17 protein-coding genes and 2 tRNA genes are annotated in these 15,808 nt (G+C 62.9%); 12 read left to right on the top strand and 7 right to left on the bottom strand.

The genetic code is table 11. From position 1 onward, the window contains the following. Positions 1 to 22: 22 nt before the first annotated feature. The 3 genes from NDO48_RS04180 to NDO48_RS04170 all read right to left on the bottom strand — a co-directional run bounded on the left by NDO48_RS04180 (position 23) and on the right by NDO48_RS04170 (position 1,270). Positions 23 to 697 carry a protein-L-isoaspartate O-methyltransferase family protein gene (locus tag NDO48_RS04180; protein ID WP_018427655.1) on the bottom strand — a complete coding sequence of 225 codons (675 nt, stop codon included), beginning with the start codon at positions 695 to 697 and terminating at the stop codon, positions 23 to 25. 83 nt (positions 698 to 780) lie between these two features. After that, positions 781 to 854, bottom strand: a tRNA-Cys gene (locus tag NDO48_RS04175). 152 nt (positions 855 to 1,006) lie between these two features. After that, positions 1,007 to 1,270, bottom strand: coding sequence for a PGPGW domain-containing protein (locus NDO48_RS04170; RefSeq protein WP_018427654.1), 264 nt, complete (start codon positions 1,268 to 1,270; stop codon positions 1,007 to 1,009). A 199-nt stretch (positions 1,271 to 1,469) separates the two neighbouring features. Between NDO48_RS04170 and NDO48_RS04165 the strand changes: the two genes are divergently transcribed. Further along, positions 1,470 to 1,544, top strand: a tRNA-Asn gene (locus NDO48_RS04165). A gap of 452 nt (positions 1,545 to 1,996) precedes the next feature. Here NDO48_RS04165 and NDO48_RS04160 read toward each other — a convergent pair. Next, complete coding sequence (locus tag NDO48_RS04160) at positions 1,997 to 2,929, bottom strand: glutaminase (protein WP_018427653.1); 933 nt, start codon at positions 2,927 to 2,929, stop codon at positions 1,997 to 1,999. A 406-nt stretch (positions 2,930 to 3,335) separates the two neighbouring features. Here NDO48_RS04160 and NDO48_RS04155 point away from each other — a divergent pair, with 406 nt between their 5' ends. Continuing rightward, positions 3,336 to 4,934, top strand: a complete 1,599-nt coding sequence (locus tag NDO48_RS04155; RefSeq protein ID WP_026227130.1) for an amidohydrolase — start codon at positions 3,336 to 3,338, stop codon at positions 4,932 to 4,934. Positions 4,935 to 5,185: 251 nt separating this feature from the next. Next, on the top strand, positions 5,186 to 5,332 hold the full coding sequence (locus NDO48_RS04150; RefSeq protein WP_245262152.1) for a hypothetical protein: 147 nt from the start codon (positions 5,186 to 5,188) through the stop codon (positions 5,330 to 5,332). 33 nt (positions 5,333 to 5,365) lie between these two features. Here NDO48_RS04150 and NDO48_RS04145 read toward each other — a convergent pair whose 3' ends face one another. Then, on the bottom strand, positions 5,366 to 6,514 hold the full coding sequence (locus NDO48_RS04145) for a pyridoxal phosphate-dependent aminotransferase (protein ID WP_267320873.1): 1,149 nt from the start codon (positions 6,512 to 6,514) through the stop codon (positions 5,366 to 5,368). 136 nt (positions 6,515 to 6,650) lie between these two features. Between NDO48_RS04145 and NDO48_RS04140 the strand changes: the two genes are divergently transcribed. The 6 genes from NDO48_RS04140 (at position 6,651) to aat (ending at position 11,973) form a co-directional block, all read left to right on the top strand. Then, positions 6,651 to 8,051, top strand: a complete 1,401-nt coding sequence (locus NDO48_RS04140; RefSeq protein WP_040456665.1) for a M48 family metalloprotease — start codon at positions 6,651 to 6,653, stop codon at positions 8,049 to 8,051. Positions 8,052 to 8,103: 52 nt separating this feature from the next. Beyond that, positions 8,104 to 8,877: a DsbA family protein gene (locus NDO48_RS04135; RefSeq protein WP_018427648.1), complete on the top strand. Its 774-nt coding sequence runs from the start codon at positions 8,104 to 8,106 to the stop codon at positions 8,875 to 8,877. A gap of 150 nt (positions 8,878 to 9,027) precedes the next feature. Further along, positions 9,028 to 9,462 carry a type II 3-dehydroquinate dehydratase gene (aroQ, locus tag NDO48_RS04130; RefSeq protein ID WP_018427647.1) on the top strand — a complete coding sequence of 145 codons (435 nt, stop codon included), beginning with the start codon at positions 9,028 to 9,030 and terminating at the stop codon, positions 9,460 to 9,462. Between the two features lie 27 nt (positions 9,463 to 9,489). Then, complete coding sequence (accB, locus tag NDO48_RS04125; protein ID WP_018427646.1) at positions 9,490 to 9,969, top strand: acetyl-CoA carboxylase biotin carboxyl carrier protein; 480 nt, start codon at positions 9,490 to 9,492, stop codon at positions 9,967 to 9,969. An 18-nt stretch (positions 9,970 to 9,987) separates the two neighbouring features. After that, a complete protein-coding gene (gene accC / locus NDO48_RS04120) occupies positions 9,988 to 11,331 on the top strand; it encodes an acetyl-CoA carboxylase biotin carboxylase subunit (RefSeq protein WP_018427645.1) in 1,344 nt (447 codons plus the stop codon). Between the two features lie 27 nt (positions 11,332 to 11,358). Then, positions 11,359 to 11,973: a leucyl/phenylalanyl-tRNA--protein transferase gene (aat, locus tag NDO48_RS04115; RefSeq protein ID WP_018427644.1), complete on the top strand. Its 615-nt coding sequence runs from the start codon at positions 11,359 to 11,361 to the stop codon at positions 11,971 to 11,973. Between the two features lie 144 nt (positions 11,974 to 12,117). On the opposite strand, the gene NDO48_RS04110 is transcribed toward aat, so the two are convergent. Both NDO48_RS04110 and NDO48_RS04105 read right to left on the bottom strand, forming a co-directional pair. Further along, positions 12,118 to 12,570 carry a DUF2155 domain-containing protein gene (locus NDO48_RS04110; RefSeq protein ID WP_416377182.1) on the bottom strand — a complete coding sequence of 151 codons (453 nt, stop codon included), beginning with the start codon at positions 12,568 to 12,570 and terminating at the stop codon, positions 12,118 to 12,120. A 304-nt stretch (positions 12,571 to 12,874) separates the two neighbouring features. Next, entirely contained in the window at positions 12,875 to 13,273 is a 399-nt protein-coding gene (locus NDO48_RS04105; RefSeq protein ID WP_018427642.1) for an NADH:ubiquinone oxidoreductase subunit NDUFA12, read from the bottom strand. Positions 13,274 to 13,429: 156 nt separating this feature from the next. Between NDO48_RS04105 and NDO48_RS04100 the strand changes: the two genes are divergently transcribed. The 3 genes from NDO48_RS04100 (at position 13,430) to panC (ending at position 15,788) form a co-directional block, all read left to right on the top strand. Beyond that, complete coding sequence (locus tag NDO48_RS04100; RefSeq protein WP_018427641.1) at positions 13,430 to 13,912, top strand: hypothetical protein; 483 nt, start codon at positions 13,430 to 13,432, stop codon at positions 13,910 to 13,912. A 134-nt stretch (positions 13,913 to 14,046) separates the two neighbouring features. Beyond that, positions 14,047 to 14,946: a 3-methyl-2-oxobutanoate hydroxymethyltransferase gene (panB, locus tag NDO48_RS04095; RefSeq protein WP_040456663.1), complete on the top strand. Its 900-nt coding sequence runs from the start codon at positions 14,047 to 14,049 to the stop codon at positions 14,944 to 14,946. After that, complete coding sequence (panC, locus tag NDO48_RS04090) at positions 14,943 to 15,788, top strand: pantoate--beta-alanine ligase (protein ID WP_018427639.1); 846 nt, start codon at positions 14,943 to 14,945, stop codon at positions 15,786 to 15,788. Before panB ends, panC begins: the two co-directional genes overlap by 4 nt. Positions 15,789 to 15,808 lie beyond the last annotated feature (20 nt).

Genomic DNA, 15,808 nt, shown 5'->3' with positions numbered 1-15,808 from the left:
GTGCGCTGCAAGAAAAAGGCGCTTAGAACTCAAATTCGCGTGTGCGATTGAAGCCGGGTAGTGGCTTAACTGCCGCATTAAAGGCATTTCGCGAGGTCACGGCACCGCCTGATTTCAGGAAAACGCGGGCCACGCCGGCATTGCCATGCCCTTCCACGACCACCAGACGCCCCTCTTCCTTGAGCTGGGCGAGCAGTGCATCCGGCACCTGTTCGGCGCTGCCGCCGACGAAAATGACGTCGTAGGGCGCCTCGGAAGCATAACCCGCGGGAAGCGCGCCGCTGACGACCACGACATTGTCGTAGCCGAGCGAGGACAGCGTCTCGGTTGCCTTCGCTGCCAAGGCAGCATCGGATTCGAGCGCGATCACGGAACCGGCAAGCTTCGACAGCACGGCAGCCGAGTAGCCCGTGCCGCAGCCGACATCGAGGACGACGTCGCTCGCGGCGACTTCGGCAAGCTGCAAGAGCTTGGCGAAAGGCGACGGCTCCATCAGGTAGCGCGGCTGGTCCCCGTCGGCGGTCGATGCGTAACGCAGGTCTTCGTCGATATAGGCAAGCTCGCGCTGGCCGTTGTCGACGAATGCCTCGCGCGGCACCGAAAGCATCGCGGAGAGGATGGCGGCATCGGTCACATCGGTGGTGCGGACCTGGCCGTCCACCATCTTCACGCGACGTTCGGAAAAATCAGCGTTCATATTGTAACTGGCCCGCCTTCGGCGCGTAGTGCGCAAGTACTTTTACACCCGAACGTCTTCCCGGCGGCGGTTGCCGAGGAAGCTGGAGGCCTCGCCCGGAATCGAACCGGGGTGCAAGGATTTGCAGTCCTCTGCGTAACCACTCCGCCACGAGGCCTCGCCGCTTCAGGCGTCTACACGGCTCCAATAGGTTGCCAGGATTCCGCCGTCAAGCGGGCAAGACTTTTTCTCGCCGGTTTTGGACAGGCGCGTAGGGCACCATCTCCCATGCGACGCCGCTCTGCCTTCCGCGATCCGTCCTGCCTGATGTCAGGTCGTCGGCCGCTTGCGGCGTTCCCACCACACGATCAGCTTGCGGCGAACGCGGCGCACGACATGGAACTCGTGCGACAGAATCAGCAGGCCGAGCGGAATCATCCAGAAGCCCAGCACCGGCAGGAAGCCGAACAGGCCAAGGATACACAGCGCCACGCCCAGGCCGATCCGGACGCCGCGCGACCGTGGCATCGAAAACTCGCGACCGAGGATCGTGATCTTGCGGGTGGGCGGCTGAGTAGGTCTGTAGCTTTTCATCGTCCCTGCATGCGCTCGACGGCCGTGCCCGAATGTCGCAGCGACCGGGCCGCAATCCCTTGCGAAGCCGTCATATGAGCGCCATGGGCGGCAATTACCAGAAACGTTGCGGTGAAAAACTTCGAAAAAATTCGAGATTACCGCTTTGCAAATCGGAAAGCCGTTGCTATACGCCGCCTCGTTCACACCAGAGCGCTGTTCCCCGGTAGCTCAGTGGTAGAGCAACCGGCTGTTAACCGGTTGGTCGCTGGTTCGAATCCGGCCCGGGGAGCCATCATTGCAATCACACATACAGGATTGTTGGCTTAGCGTTCAGCGCGCGATCAAGCGGCCTTGCTCCTATTTACCTTGTATACCTGTGGTTCCAGGCTGATCCGGTAGCTGGCCAATTCACCATGGCAGCGCGGCCTTTCTCTTTGCCGAATTCAGGTCGATTCTGCCCGCATGACATCGCCCTCGTCCCACTCCCGACAGATACACGTGCGCCATTGGAGCGCACCAACTGCCGTCGGAGACGGAAATGCATCACAAGCGAAAGCGCCCGCGTGTTTCGGCCTGCGGCCTCTGTAAGCCGCAGAAGACGAATGAGGCGTGTCCTGCACACAGAAACATGAGATTCGGCGACCGTCGACGATTCGAGTCCTGTACCGAGCAATTGCACTGCGAGGGCGTAAAGATGCCACCGATTGCCGTCCGCAGCACCTGAATGTCCGCCGGTCCTGCCCTTCAGCGCGCGGCGAAGATCGACCAGTTCATGCGCTTGGTGAGCTTTTCCAGCGCGATCGAGCCAAGCTGAGAATTGCCGCGCTCGTTCAGGCCCGGCGACCAGACGGCGATCGAGGCGATTCCCGGCACGACGGCCAGGATGCCGCCGCCGACGCCGCTCTTGCCAGGAATGCCGACGCGGAAGGCAAATTCTCCCGAGCCGTCATAGTGGCCGCAGGTCAGCATCAGCGCATTGATGCGGCGCGCCCGCTCGGCCGACACCACCGTATGGCCCAACGATTCTATTCGACCGGCGTTGGCGAGGAAGCGTCCGGCATTCGCCAGTTGCAGGCAGCTCATGGCGACTGCGCAGTGATGGAAATAGACCCCGAGCGTCAGCTCCGGCGCATGATTGAGATTGCCGAAACCCTTGAGGTAATTGGCCAGCGCGAAATTTCGGAAGCCGGTGGCGCGCTCGGAGTTGGCGACATCGCGGTCGATGAGGACGGAATCGTCGTCAGCGACGGTGCGCATGAAGCTCAGCACCTCGCCGATGGCCTCGCGCGGCTGATGTCCCGACAACAACACGTCCGAGATGACGATGGCGCCGGCATTGATGAACGGATTGCGCGGGATGCCGTGCTCGAGTTCGAGCTGGACGATGGAATTGAAGGCCGAGCCCGACGGCTCGCGGCCGACGCGATTCCACAATTGGTCGCCCACCCGCCCGAGCGCGAGGGCCAATGTGAACACCTTGGAGATGCTCTGGATCGAGAACGGTTCTTCAGCATCGCCCGCCGTCGCCACCTCGCCGTCATTCATGACGACCGCTATGCCGAACTTGGCCGGGTCGATCTTGCCGAGCTCGGGAATGTAGGACGCAACCGCGCCGCGCTCACTGTAGCCGGTCATCTCGGCGACGATCTCGTTGATGACGTCTTTCACGCTGGGCATGGCATCCGCTGGCTCTTCGGCCGGAATCGAACCGGTCGCCCGTTCTACATGAAGTCGAGCGGTGCCCGCCACCTGCACGCCAGTTCATATTGGTCTGGCTCACGCCGCCGCCAGGCATTTCCGGTGAATGATCCAGAAGTCGACTGCGACAGGGCCAAACGCTTACCCAGAGTTGTTCGGAGCAACTTCAACAAGCATCTTTGAGACACAGATATTAGCGATCGCTCAGAATGACTGAGCCATACTCGGCAGATTTCTGCGCATATTTTCCTATTTTCAGCCTTCGGCAAGAATATTCTTGCGGACACCTGCCGCAGCGGCAATCATTCAAGCTGCCGCTGCGTAAGGTGGTAGAAAAAATGCATTCCCTTGGTCAGCGGCGATTGTCGATCAATGGGAGATTTTCATGAAGTGCGTTTCACGAATTGCCCTGGCCGCGTTGCTTGCGGCATCCGCGTCGACCCTAGCCCTGGCGGAAGGGCAAAAGCCAATGGACGCCGCTGCGGTTGCCGACCTCAAGAAACGCGCCGTCGAAGGCGTCGAGGCTCGCGCCAAGATGGCGCAGGAGATGACGGATTCCATCTTCAGCTTCGGCGAACTGGCGTTCCAGGAGGTCGAAACCTCCAGATACATCACCGATATCCTGGAGAAGAACGGCTTCACCGTCGAACGCGGCATCGCCGGCATGCCGACCGGCTGGGTCGCCAAATGGGGCTCGGGCAAGCCGGTGATCGCGCTGGGCAGTGACATAGACGGGCTGCCGAAGACCTCGCAGATGCCTGGCGTTGCCTACCAGAAGCCGATGATCGATGGCGCGCCCGGCCATGGCGAAGGCCACAATTCGGGTCAGGCGGTCAATGTCGTGGCGGCACTCGCACTCAGGGAGCAGATGGAAAAGGACAAGCTGCCGGGTACCATCATGCTGTGGCCCGGCGTCGCCGAGGAGCTTCTCGCCGGCAAGGCCTACATGGTGCGTGACGGCGTGTTCAAGGACGTCGACGCCGTGCTGTTCACCCATGTTGGCAACAACCTGACCACCACCTGGGGCCAGCCGAACGGCACCGGCATGGTCTCGGTCGAATACACATTCAAGGGCGAGTCGGCGCATTCGGCCGGTGCACCGTGGCGCGGACGCAGCGCGCTGGACGGGGTCGAGCTGATGAACATCGGCTGGAACATGAAGCGCGAGCACCTGCGACCCGAGCAGCGCTCGCACTATGTCATCCCGGACGGCGGCGACCAGCCGAACGTCGTGCCGTCGGCAGCGACGGTCTGGTACTTCATCCGCGAGCTCGACTTCGAGAACATCTCCAAGAATTTCGAGACGGCCAACACCATGGCCGAAGCGGCGGCGAAGATGTCCGACACGACGGTGACGCGCCAGATCGTCGGCACCGCAGCACCTCGTCACTTCAACAAGCCGATCGCGGAAGCTGCCTATGCCAACATCAAAGCGGTTGGACTGCCGAGCTGGACCGAGGACGAACAGGCCTTCGCCAAGGCCGTACAGAAGACCGTCAAAGCCAAGGAAGAAGGGCTCGCCACCAAGCTCCGCGAACTCCAGCCTCCACTTGAGAAGCCGGAGAGCGGCGGCTCAGACGACATCGGTGACATCTCCTGGGTGGTGCCGACGATCACGCTGAACTATCCCTCGAACATTCCGGGACTGCCTGGCCATCACTGGTCGAATGCCATGTCTATGGCGACGCCGATTGCCCATAAGGGCGTGGTCGCGGGCTCCAAGGTCGTCGCAATGACCTCTATCGACCTCTTCACCAACCCGGAGCTGCTGGCCAAGGCGGCCGACTATTTCAACAATGAGCAGCAGAAGGGCCAGAAGTACGTGCCGATGCTGACGGCCGACGACAAACCGCAGATCCAGAAGAACGTGGAGATCATGGCGACCTTCCGGCCAGAAATGAAGAAGTTCTACTACGATCCGGCGAAATACCCGACTTACCTCGACCAGCTCGGGATCAAGTTCCCGGTGCTTGAGAACAAGTAGTCGGCACTTTGAGCTTGGCGGCGCATCGGTCTGGTCCTGACAGCCGGTGTGCCGCCATCACCTCCCCTGCCTCTTTCGTAACGGGGCCGTTTCCTGCCCGAAACTTGTTCCACACCTCGCTCGTAACGGTGACGTTGCGTGCAACATGGGGCTGTTACAAGCGGCCACTAACATAGGTCCAACTCGCATCAGGAGCAGTGGCCATGCGATTTTCAGAGGTTCGCGAAACACTCCGGACCATGGGAGTGGTGATGAGCAAACGCGGCGAAACAATCCGCCTCAACCACTTCGGCGGGCTCGAGGACACGGCACGATACACCAACGACCTCCAGGACGCGCTGGCGCTCGGGCGCGAACTGGCCCAGCCGCGCAGGCGCGCGGTGTTTTACCTGGGCTGAAGCGCAAGCGGGCCCTGCCTGAGACGATTGTGCTCAGCGCAGCCAGCGCTCCAGCCGGTTCATCGCCTCGATCATCTCGTCATGGCTGCCTGCATAGGAAAAGCGCATGGTGCGGTGACCGGCACGGGTATCGAAGTCGCGGCCCGGCGTCGCTGCCACATGTGCCTCTGCCAGCATGCGCTTGGCAAACTCCATGCTGTCGTTGGTCAGCCTCGTGACATCGAAGAAGGCATAGAAGGCGCCGTCCATAGGTGCTGCAAAGCTGAAACCCAGCTGCGGCAGCCGCTCGACCAGAAGCTCGCGGTTCCAGGCGTAGCGCGCCTTCACAACCTCCAGCTCGGCGGTGGCGTTGAACGCCTCGATGGCCGCCACCTGCGACAGCTCCGGCGCGGAAATGTAGAGAGACTGGGCAATGCGCTCGACCGGGCGCACCAGCCGCTCCGGCAGCACCATCCAGCCGATGCGCCAGCCGGTCATGCAATAATATTTCGAGAAAGAATTGATGACGGTCACATCCTCATCGAAGGCGAGCGCGGTCAGGTCGGGCGCGCCATAGGCGAGCCGGTGGTAGATCTCGTCGGAGATGACGGCGATTCCGAGTTCGCGCGCGGTGTCGACCAGCGCCTTCAGTTCGCTTGCCGGCACCACGGCCCCGGTGGGATTGGCCGGGCTTGCAAACAACACGCCCTTCAGCGGCTTGTCGGCATGCGCCTGCCTCAAATGGGCGGCATCCAGATATGGCGCTCCGTCGAGTTCGATCTCGACCACGTCGAGGCCGAGCGCGCCCATGATGTTGCGATAGGCAGGATAGCCGGGAGCAGCGATCGCCACGCGGTCGCCGGCATCGAACATGGCAAGGAATGCCAGATTAAAGGCCGCCGACGAGCCGGTGGTGACGGCGATTCGCGAGGCGGGCACATCGAGACGGTAGTGCTCGGCATAATGCCCCGAGATCGCCTGGCGCAGCTCGGCGAGGCCGAGTGAATCTGTGTAGCCGATGCGGCCAAGCTTGAGAGCGGCCGCCGCCGCGTCTCGGACGCGCTGCGGTGCGGGGTCGGAGGGTTGACCCACGGCCATCGAAATGACCGGTGTTCCCAAAGCCTTGAGCCTGTTGGCTTCGGCCAGTACATCCATCGCGTGAAACGGCTCGACCTCGCCGCGCCGTGAAATTGCCACTGCCATTTTCGTCCACTTTCTGCCGCCAAACCTCAGGCAACGCGCCGCACAAATGCCTGATTGATATGGGGATCACAAGTTGATGACTTTTCCCAACCTGCCTTTTCACAGCCCGACGGCTCGTTTACGAGTGTTTCCCGCCATGCTGACCAAGAATAGTCTTTCGCGTTTCGTAACAAGATCGGCGCGCGCCGCGACCGCGCTTGCGCTGTCGGCCGCGATTGCCGCCGGCTCGACTGGCGCCGCACATGCCCAGCGAGTGCCGATCGTGCGCGACGCCGAGATCGAGGCATTGGTGCGCGACTACGCCCGGCCGATCCTCAAGGCAGCAGGCCTCGGCAATTCCGGCATCAACATCGTGCTCGTCAACGACCCGGCTTTCAACGCCTTCGTTGCCGGCAGGCGTATTTTCGTCAACACCGGCGCTCTGATGACGGCCGAGACGCCGAACGAGATCATCGGCGTGCTCGCCCACGAGGCCGGTCATATCGCCGGCGGCCACCAGGAGCGGCTGCGCGACCAGTTGGCGCGGGCCCAGACCATGGCGATCGTTGCCGCCCTGCTCGGCGCCGGTGCGATGGTTGCGGGTGCGGCTTCCGACACCAAGGGCCTGGGTGCCGCGGGCGCGGGCATCGTCTCAGGCGGCTCGGAAATGGCGCGTCGCAGCCTGCTCGGCTACCAGCGTTCGGAAGAGACCACCGCCGACCGCTCGGCCATCACCTATCTCAATGCCACCGGCCAGTCGGCCCAGGGCATGCTCAAGACCTTCCAGCGCTTCCAGAACGCGTTGTCGTTGTCGGGCGCGCGCGTCGACCCCTATCAGGTCAGCCACCCGATGCCGCGCGAGCGTATCGCCAACCTCGAAACGCTGGCGCATGAGAGCCAATATTTCGACAAGAAGGACCCCGAGGCGCTGCAGCAGCGCCACGACATGATGCGGGTCAAGATCGCCGCCTACACGCAGGGCCAGGCCGCGGCCTCGCGCCTGCTGCGCGGTTCCAGCGACGACCTTGCCGTGCGCTATGGCGATGCTCAGACGACCTACCTTTTCGGCGACCTGCGCTCGGCGCTGAGCAAGACCGACGCGCTGATCAAGTCGCAGCCGAAGAACGCCTATTTCCACGAGCTGCGCGGCGACATTTTGATGAAGTCGAACAAGCCAGCGGCCGCTGCCGAATCATACGCCAGCGCCGTGCGGCTCGATCCGGCCAAGTCGGGTATCCTCCCCGTGCAGCTCGGTCAGGCCTATCTCGCCATCGGCACGCCCGATGCACTGAAGAAGGCGGTGACCGAGATCAGCAAGGGCCTCGACCGCGACCGCGAGAACGCCGCCGGCTACCGCTACCTGGCGCAGGCCTATGGCATGCTGGGCGACGTCGCCGACGCCGACCTTGCCACGGCCGACGGGCACTACTACAGCGGCGCATATCAGGACGCCAAGATCTTCGCGATGCGGGCGCAGCAGAAATTCCAGCGCGGTACCCCCGGCTGGGTGCGCGCCCAGGACATCATCAATTACAAGGCGCCGGGCAAGAAGAAGTGAAGCTTCTCGCCGCTGCCACGCGACATAGCCGAAAGGGCTGGAGACCTAACGAATGAAAAAGACGCTTCTTCTGGGCACCACCGGCCTTGCCGTCGGCTTCGCCATGCTCACCCTCGGCTATCTGGCCGGCAGCCCGAACACCGCCCACGCGGAAGGTGCTGCAACCAATCTCGACCGCAAGCAGATCGAGACGATCGTGCGCGAGTACCTGCTCGACAATCCCGAGATGCTGCTCGAGATGCAGGGCGCGCTCGAGGCCAAGCAGAAGGAAGAGCAGCGCGTCGCCAATCTCGACGTGATCAAGCAGAACAAGGACGAAATCTTCAACTCGGCGTTCGATGGCATCGTCGGCAACCCCAATGGCAAGACCACCATCGTCGAGTTCTATGACTACAATTGCGGCTACTGCAAACGCGCCCAGGCCGACATGCACGCGCTGGTCAAGGCCGATCCCGAGCTGCGCTTCGTGCTCAAGGAATTCCCGATCCTCGGACCGGATTCCCAGAAGGCACATGTCGTGTCGATGGCCTTTCACAAGCTGATGCCGGAGAAGTATGGCGAGTTCCATGACAAGCTGCTCGGCGGCGAAGGCCGTGCCGGCGAAGCCCCTGCCATCAAGATCGCCCTCGAGCTCGGCGCCGACGAAGCCAAGCTGCGCGAGGCGATGAAGGACCCGGCAATCGTCGAGGCCTTCAACCGCACCTATGAGCTGGCCAACAAGCTGCAGATCAGCGGCACCCCGTCCTATGTGATCGGCAACGAGGTCGTGTTCGGCGCACTCGGTCAGGAAGTGCTGGCCGAGAAGATCGCAGCGGCCAAGGATTGACGAGCCGAGGCAACCCGCCGGAGGCATTTCGCCCAATGAGCCGTTGTGGACAGCGCAAGAAGTCGCTTGCGCTCTTTCCGCGACGGCTTATGCCGATTATAGAGGGTCCGCCGCGCCAGAGAGGATCTGGCGGGTGGAAAGGTCTGTAGCTTGAAAACGGTTTTCGTCCTCAACGGTCCGAACCTTAATCTCCTGGGCAAACGCGAGCCCGGGATTTATGGCGGCAAGACGCTTGCCGACATCGAGGCCGACTGCCATGCAGCAGCCGCCTCCCTCGGGCTTGCAGTCGATTTCCGCCAGTCGAACCATGAAGGCGTCCTGGTCGACTGGATCCACGAAGCCGGCGAAGAAGCCGCAGGCATCGTCTTGAATGCAGGCGCCTATACCCACACCTCGATCGCATTGCAGGATGCCATACGGGCCGTCTCTCCTCTGCCGGTCGCCGAGGTGCATCTTTCAAACATCCATGCCCGCGAGCCGTTCCGCCACAAATCGATGGTGGCGCCGGTTGCCGTGGGCATGATCTGCGGCTTCGGGCCGCTCGGATACACGCTGGCGCTGCAGGCGCTAGCCGCCCGGCTCTGACCGGAAACAGACAGAAAAGGCTTGAACATGGCGACGAAGAAGAACGATGGTTTTGACCAGCAGATCGTCCGCGACCTCGCAGGGATCCTGAACGACACCAACCTGACCGAGATCGAGGTCGAGCTCGGCGATCTGAAGGTCCGCGTGTCGCGCCAGTCCCAGGCCGTCCACGCCTACGCCGCGCCGGCGCCGCTTCCGGTCGCTGCGGCAGCAGCAGCCGTCAACTCCACCGCCGCAGCAGCGCCCGCGCCGGCAGCAGCCATCGACATCGCCAAGAACGCCGTGTCGTCGCCGATGGTGGGCACCGCCTACCTGGCTCCCTCGCCCGACGCCAAGCCGTTCATCGAGGTTGGCGCTACCGTCAAGGAAGGCCAGACACTTCTCATCATCGAGGCGATGAAGACCATGAACCAGATCCCCTCGCCGCGTTCGGGCAAGGTGACTGCGATCCTGATCGAAGACGCGCAGCCTGTCGAATTCGGCATGCCGCTCGTCGTTGTCGAGTAAGCCGGAAGGCTGCGCGCAATGTTCCAGAAAATCCTGATCGCCAATCGCGGCGAAATCGCGCTGAGAGTGCTGCGTGCGGCCAAGGAGCTCGGCATCAAGACGGTTGCCGTGCATTCCACCGCCGACGCCGACGCGATGCATGTGCGGCTTGCCGACGAAAGCGTCTGCATCGGACCGCCGCCGTCGCGCGACAGCTACCTCAACATTCATCAGATCGTCGCGGCCTGCGAGATCACGGGTGCGGACGCAGTCCATCCCGGCTATGGCTTCCTGGCCGAAAACGCCAAGTTCGCCGACATCCTGGCCGCGCACAACATCACCTTCATCGGTCCCACGGGCGACCACATCCGCATCATGGGCGACAAGATCGAGGCCAAGCGCACCGCAAAGCGTCTAGGCATCCCGGTCGTCCCCGGTTCGGACGGCGCCGTCACCGATGAAAAGGAAGCCAAGCGCATCGCGTCCGAGATCGGCTACCCGGTCATCATCAAGGCCTCGTCCGGCGGCGGCGGTCGCGGCATGAAGGTTGCCCTGACCGAGGCGGACATTGACGTGGCGCTGGCCACCGCGCGCTCGGAAGCGGGTGCCGCTTTCGGCGACGACGCCGTCTACATCGAGAAGTATCTGCAGAAGCCGCGCCACATCGAAGTTCAGATCTTCGGCGACGGCGCAGGCAAAGGCGTACACCTCGGCGAACGCGACTGCTCGCTGCAGCGCCGCCACCAGAAGGTCTGGGAAGAGGCCAACTCGCCTGCCCTGAACTCCGAGGAACGCACCCGCATCGGCGACATTTGCGCCAAGGCGATTGCCGATCTCGGCTACTCGGGTGCCGGCACGATCGAGTTCCTCTACGAGAACGGCGAATTCTATTTCATCGAAATGAATACGCGTCTTCAGGTCGAGCATACGATCACCGAAGCCATCACGGGCATCGACCTCGTGCACGAACAGATCCGTGTCGCTTCGGGCGGCGGTCTTTCGGTCACGCAGGATGACATCAAGTTCAACGGCCACGCCATCGAATGCCGCATCAACGCCGAGGATCCGCGTACTTTTGCGCCCTCACCCGGCACGATCACGCATTTCCACACTCCCGGCGGCCTCGGCATCCGTGTCGATTCGGGCGTCTATTCCGGCTACAAGATCCCGCCCTACTACGACAGCCTGATCGGCAAGTTGATCGTCCACGGCCGCAACCGCGTCGAGTGCATGATGCGTCTCAGGCGCGCGCTGGACGAATTCGTGGTAGATGGTGTCAAGACGACGTTGCCGCTGTTCCGTGATCTCGTGGGCAACCCCGATATCGCCAATGGCGACTACGACATCCACTGGCTGGAAAAATACCTCGCCAAAAGCGAGTAGGCCCAAAGCGAGTAGATTGGGGGTCACATGACCCGACCCTATGCGCCCGGCTTCGGCATACCTACGGACCTTCTCCTGAAGGCCTATGCGTCGGGCGTCTTTCCCATGGCCGAAAGCGCCTCTGACCCGGAAGTCTTCTGGGTCAGGCCGGAGACGCGCGGCGTCATCCCGCTCGACAGCTTCCACATCCCCCACAGCCTGGCCCGTACCATCAGGCGCGGCCATTTCGAAATCCGCGTCAACAGCGACTTCGAAGGCACCATCGACGCCTGCGCGGAGAAGCGCTCGGGCCGCCTGTCGACCTGGATCAATGGGCCGATCCGCGAAGCCTATACGCGGCTGAACAGGATGGGCAACGCCCACTCGGTGGAAGCGTGGCGCGACGGCCATCAGGTCGGCGGGCTCTATGGCGTGTCGCTTGGCCGGGCCTTCTTCGGCGAAAGCATGTTCTCGCGCGAGACCGACGCATCCAAGGTCTGCCTGGTCCATCTCGTCGAACGGCTCCGCGAACACCACTTCGTGCTGCTCGACACGCAATTCACCACCGACCACCTGAAGCGCTTCGGCGCAGTCGACGTGCCGCGTGGAAAATACGAGAAGATGCTGGCTGATGCGATTACCGGCGAAGCATCTTTCGACTGAGTTCTTACTCCATGGCAGGGCTATCTTGCCGGTGATGGATGAAGCGCAATATCCCCGGCGTTGAGCAGACGCAGGCCGGTATGACGCAGCGGCCGCCTGCCGCTCACGCGCCGACGTCAGCCTGGAACACCGAATAGAACGGGATCAGTTGGTCTTGGCGGCCTGTGGCGCCGGCACTTCGGACTTCTGCTTGCAGCCCTTGAGCCAGACGTCATAGACGGCGTGCTCGACGGCGTTGAGGCCGGGGCTTTCTGCAAACATCCAGCCGGTGAAGATGCGTCGGATCTTGCGGTCGAGGGTGATCTCGTCGACCTCGACGAAGGAGTCGGTCTTGGGCTCCTCGCTCTCGGGGCGCGAGTAGCAGACGCGCGGTGTCACCTGCAGGGCGCCGAACTGCACCGTCTCGTCGACATAGACGTCGAAGGTGATGATGCGGCCGGTGATCTTGTCGATGCCGGCGAATTCGGCGACCGGGTTCTTGATGCGCTGAGCCTGGGTGGTCTTGGGCGCAGGGGTCACCTGGGGTGCTGGAGCCGCCTGGGGCTGCTGCTGGTCGGGCGCGGCCTGGGTGTCGTCGAGAGCCGGCAGATCGTCCATGCCCTCGGCCGGCATTTCCTCACTCGGAAAGGCCTGCGGGTCAAGCGGCAGACGCTGGATGCTGTCCTGGGCTGCCGCGTGGCCGAGGCCGGCACACAGTGCCATTGCCGCAAGCAAGGCTTTCGCCTTCGATCTTCCGTCCGACGAAGCCCGGCCAAGAAATGTCATACAGTCGTTACCGCAGTTGCGTCCCAGGGGTGTCCACCCGTGATTCCCATCCGGCCAAAGCTAGTCGCCCCGTGCCGATGGGCAAAGCAGTTAGACGCCAATTGTGGCGACAAATGTCCGCGCCGACGATCTCTGTTCAGGAGCCGGGCGTCCAAGCGTCGTAGTCGCCGGTGACCTGCGGGCGATGTTCGTTGCCGAGCACCGAGCCCTTGGGGCGGTAGGCGGCAGCCGTACCGGTCAGGTTGGGCTGGTGCGGCTTCTGCCAGTCGCGCGGAATATAGTTGTCCTGCGTGGGAGCCACGTCGACGCGATGATGCATCCAGCCGTGCCAGCCGGGCGGAATCAACGAGGCTTCGGAATAGCCCTTGTAGATAACCCAGCGGCGCGTGCGGCCTTCCGAGTCCTTGCCGCCCTCGTAGTAGGTGTTGCCGAACTCATCCTGGCCAACCTTGGTGCCTTTGCGCCAGGTGTGGAAGCGCGTGCCAAGGGTCTGGCCGTTCCACCAGGTGAAAAACTGGACAAGGAAATTCTTCATCGGGTCCTCGCGACAGGCGCGTCGAATGTTTCCTGCTTATGGCGTCAGGCCGAGGCGAACGCAAGCATTTAGACGCCCGTTCATGGCCGCTGCGACGATTGGCAGGCGGCGTTTCACAACCTAGTGTTCGCCGTGAGCCCCGCCGGGAGTGCCGCCATGTCGTTCATGCAGATTCTCGAAATGCTGAGCATGCTGGTGACCATCATCGGCCTGCCGCTCGCCATCTTCATCTTCGTCTACGAACAGCGCAAAGCGCGCATCAACGAAGAGGAAGAGATCTACCAGATGCTGGCGGACGGCTACACAAACTTCCTGACGCTGTCGCTCGATCAATCCGACCTCTACCTGCAGTCGCATGCAGCGACGAAAGGGCTGACCGACGAGCAGCGTGACCGGCTGCTCGCCATGTTCGCCATCCTCGTTGCCCTGTTCGAGCGGGCCTATCTCGTCGCCTATGAGCCGAACATGCCCGAGCGCCGCAAGCGCCGCTGGGCATCATGGGAGGATTTCATCCGCGAGTGGTGCCGACGCGAGGATTTCCGCGCCGCCCTGCCCCAACTGCTCCCCGGCGAAGACCCTGAATTCGCCGTCTATATCGGTCGGATCGCCACCGAGGAGGCAGCGCGAGCGTCGTCCTGATGGACGATGTCATCTCGCAACTGCTCACGTTTTGATCTCGCACTTGCAAAATCATTAGCCGGTCCGTAATGGATTCCGGCCCGCTTGGGCTCTCGGACTGGCTTAGGCCGGAACCGGTCGAGGGAGGAAAAGACATGGCTTCCGACGCGCCAGCGGCTGCAGGCCGCATCACGCCCGCCGAGCTTATGGCCCGCAAGGGCGGGCAGCCCATCGTCTGCCTCACCGCCTATACCTATCCGATAGCCCGCCTGCTCGACCCGCATGTCGACCTGCTGCTCGTCGGCGACAGCGTCGCGATGGTCCTGCATGGCCATGCAAACACGCTAGGCGCGACGATGGACATGATGATCGCTCATGGCCAGGCAGTGATGCGGGGCGCGAGCCGCGCCTGCATCGTCGTCGACATGCCCGCCGGCTCCTATGAAGATTCGGTAGAGACTGCGGTCGCTTCGGCCAGGCGCATTGTGCAAGAAACGGGCTGCGACGCCATCAAGCTCGAAGGTGGCGTGGCGATGGCGCCGCAGATCGCAGCCATCGTCGCCGCCGGCATCCCGGTCATGGGCCATATCGGGCTGTTGCCGCAGTCGGTGGAGAAGGAAGGCGGCTACAAGATCAAGGGCCGCTCAGAGGCAAATGCCGAGGCGCTCTATGTCGACGCCAAGGCAGTCGAAGCCGCAGGCGCCTTCTCGACCGTCATCGAAGGCACGATCGAGCCTGTCGCAGCCGAGATCACGCGGCGCATCGCCATTCCCACCATCGGCATCGGCGCGAGTGCTGCCTGCGACGGTCAGGTTCTCGTCACAGACGACGCCATCGGGCTGACCGTCGACCGCGTGCCCAAATTCGTCAAGGAATACGCCCATCTGCGCGACATCGTCGCCGCGGCCGCGGCCGCCTATGCCAGCGACGTGCGCAGCCGCACCTTCCCTGCCCCCGAGCATCTTTTTGCCCCCAACGCACCGGCCCTAAAACCGCAAACGGTTTTAGGAAAGCACGATGCGCAAATTGATAAGACACCCAAGGACAAGCCATGACCGCAGTCGTCGACACCGTCTCCGCCCTGCGCGCCCAGGTGGCGGCGTGGAAGGCCGAGGGGCTCAGGGTCGCACTCGTGCCGACCATGGGCGCGCTGCATGACGGTCATGTTTCGCTGATGCGCGCAGCGTTGGACCGCGCCGACCGGTGCATCGTGTCGATCTTTGTCAATCCGCGCCAGTTCGCGCCGACCGAGGATCTGGACAAGTATCCCCGTCAGCTGGAGCAGGACCTTGCCCGCCTCACTGAGGCCGGCGTCCACCTCGCCTTCACGCCTGACGTCAACGAGGTCTATCCCGAGGGATTCGCCACCTCGATCTCCGTCGGGGGCCCGTCGTCCGGCCTCGAAACCGATTTTCGTCCGTCCTTCTTCGACGGGGTGGCAACCGTGGTTGCCAAGCTTTTCATCCAGACGGCACCCGATCTCGCCGTTTTCGGCGAAAAGGATTACCAGCAGCTCTGCGTGGTGAAGAAGCTCTGCCTCGACCTCAACCTGCCGGTCGAGATTCTGGGGTCGCCGACGATCCGCGACGCCGAAGGCCTCGCCATGTCGTCGCGCAATGCCTATCTCAGCCCCGCCGAACTCGAGATCGCGCGCAAGCTCAACAAGGTGCTGCGCAAGGCAGCTTCCGCACTTCGGGGCGGTGCCGACGAGACCGCAGCGATGGCCGCCGCACGCCAGGAAATCATCGGTGCCGGGTTCGACAGCGTCGACTACGTCGCAGCACGCCAGAGCGACACGCTTGCACCCTGGCGGCACGAACTGGAAGGCCGCGTGCTGGTCGCAGCGCGTCTCGGCAAGACGCGCCTGATCGACAACGTCGAGGTGGCGGCGGGTTAAGCCCGCCACACTCCCCACGG

The organism is Aminobacter sp. MET-1 (genome assembly GCF_026521175.1).
In the GTDB taxonomy this organism is placed as follows: Bacteria; Pseudomonadota; Alphaproteobacteria; order Rhizobiales; family Rhizobiaceae; genus Aminobacter.
This window is presented reverse-complemented; position numbering and strand designations above follow the sequence as displayed.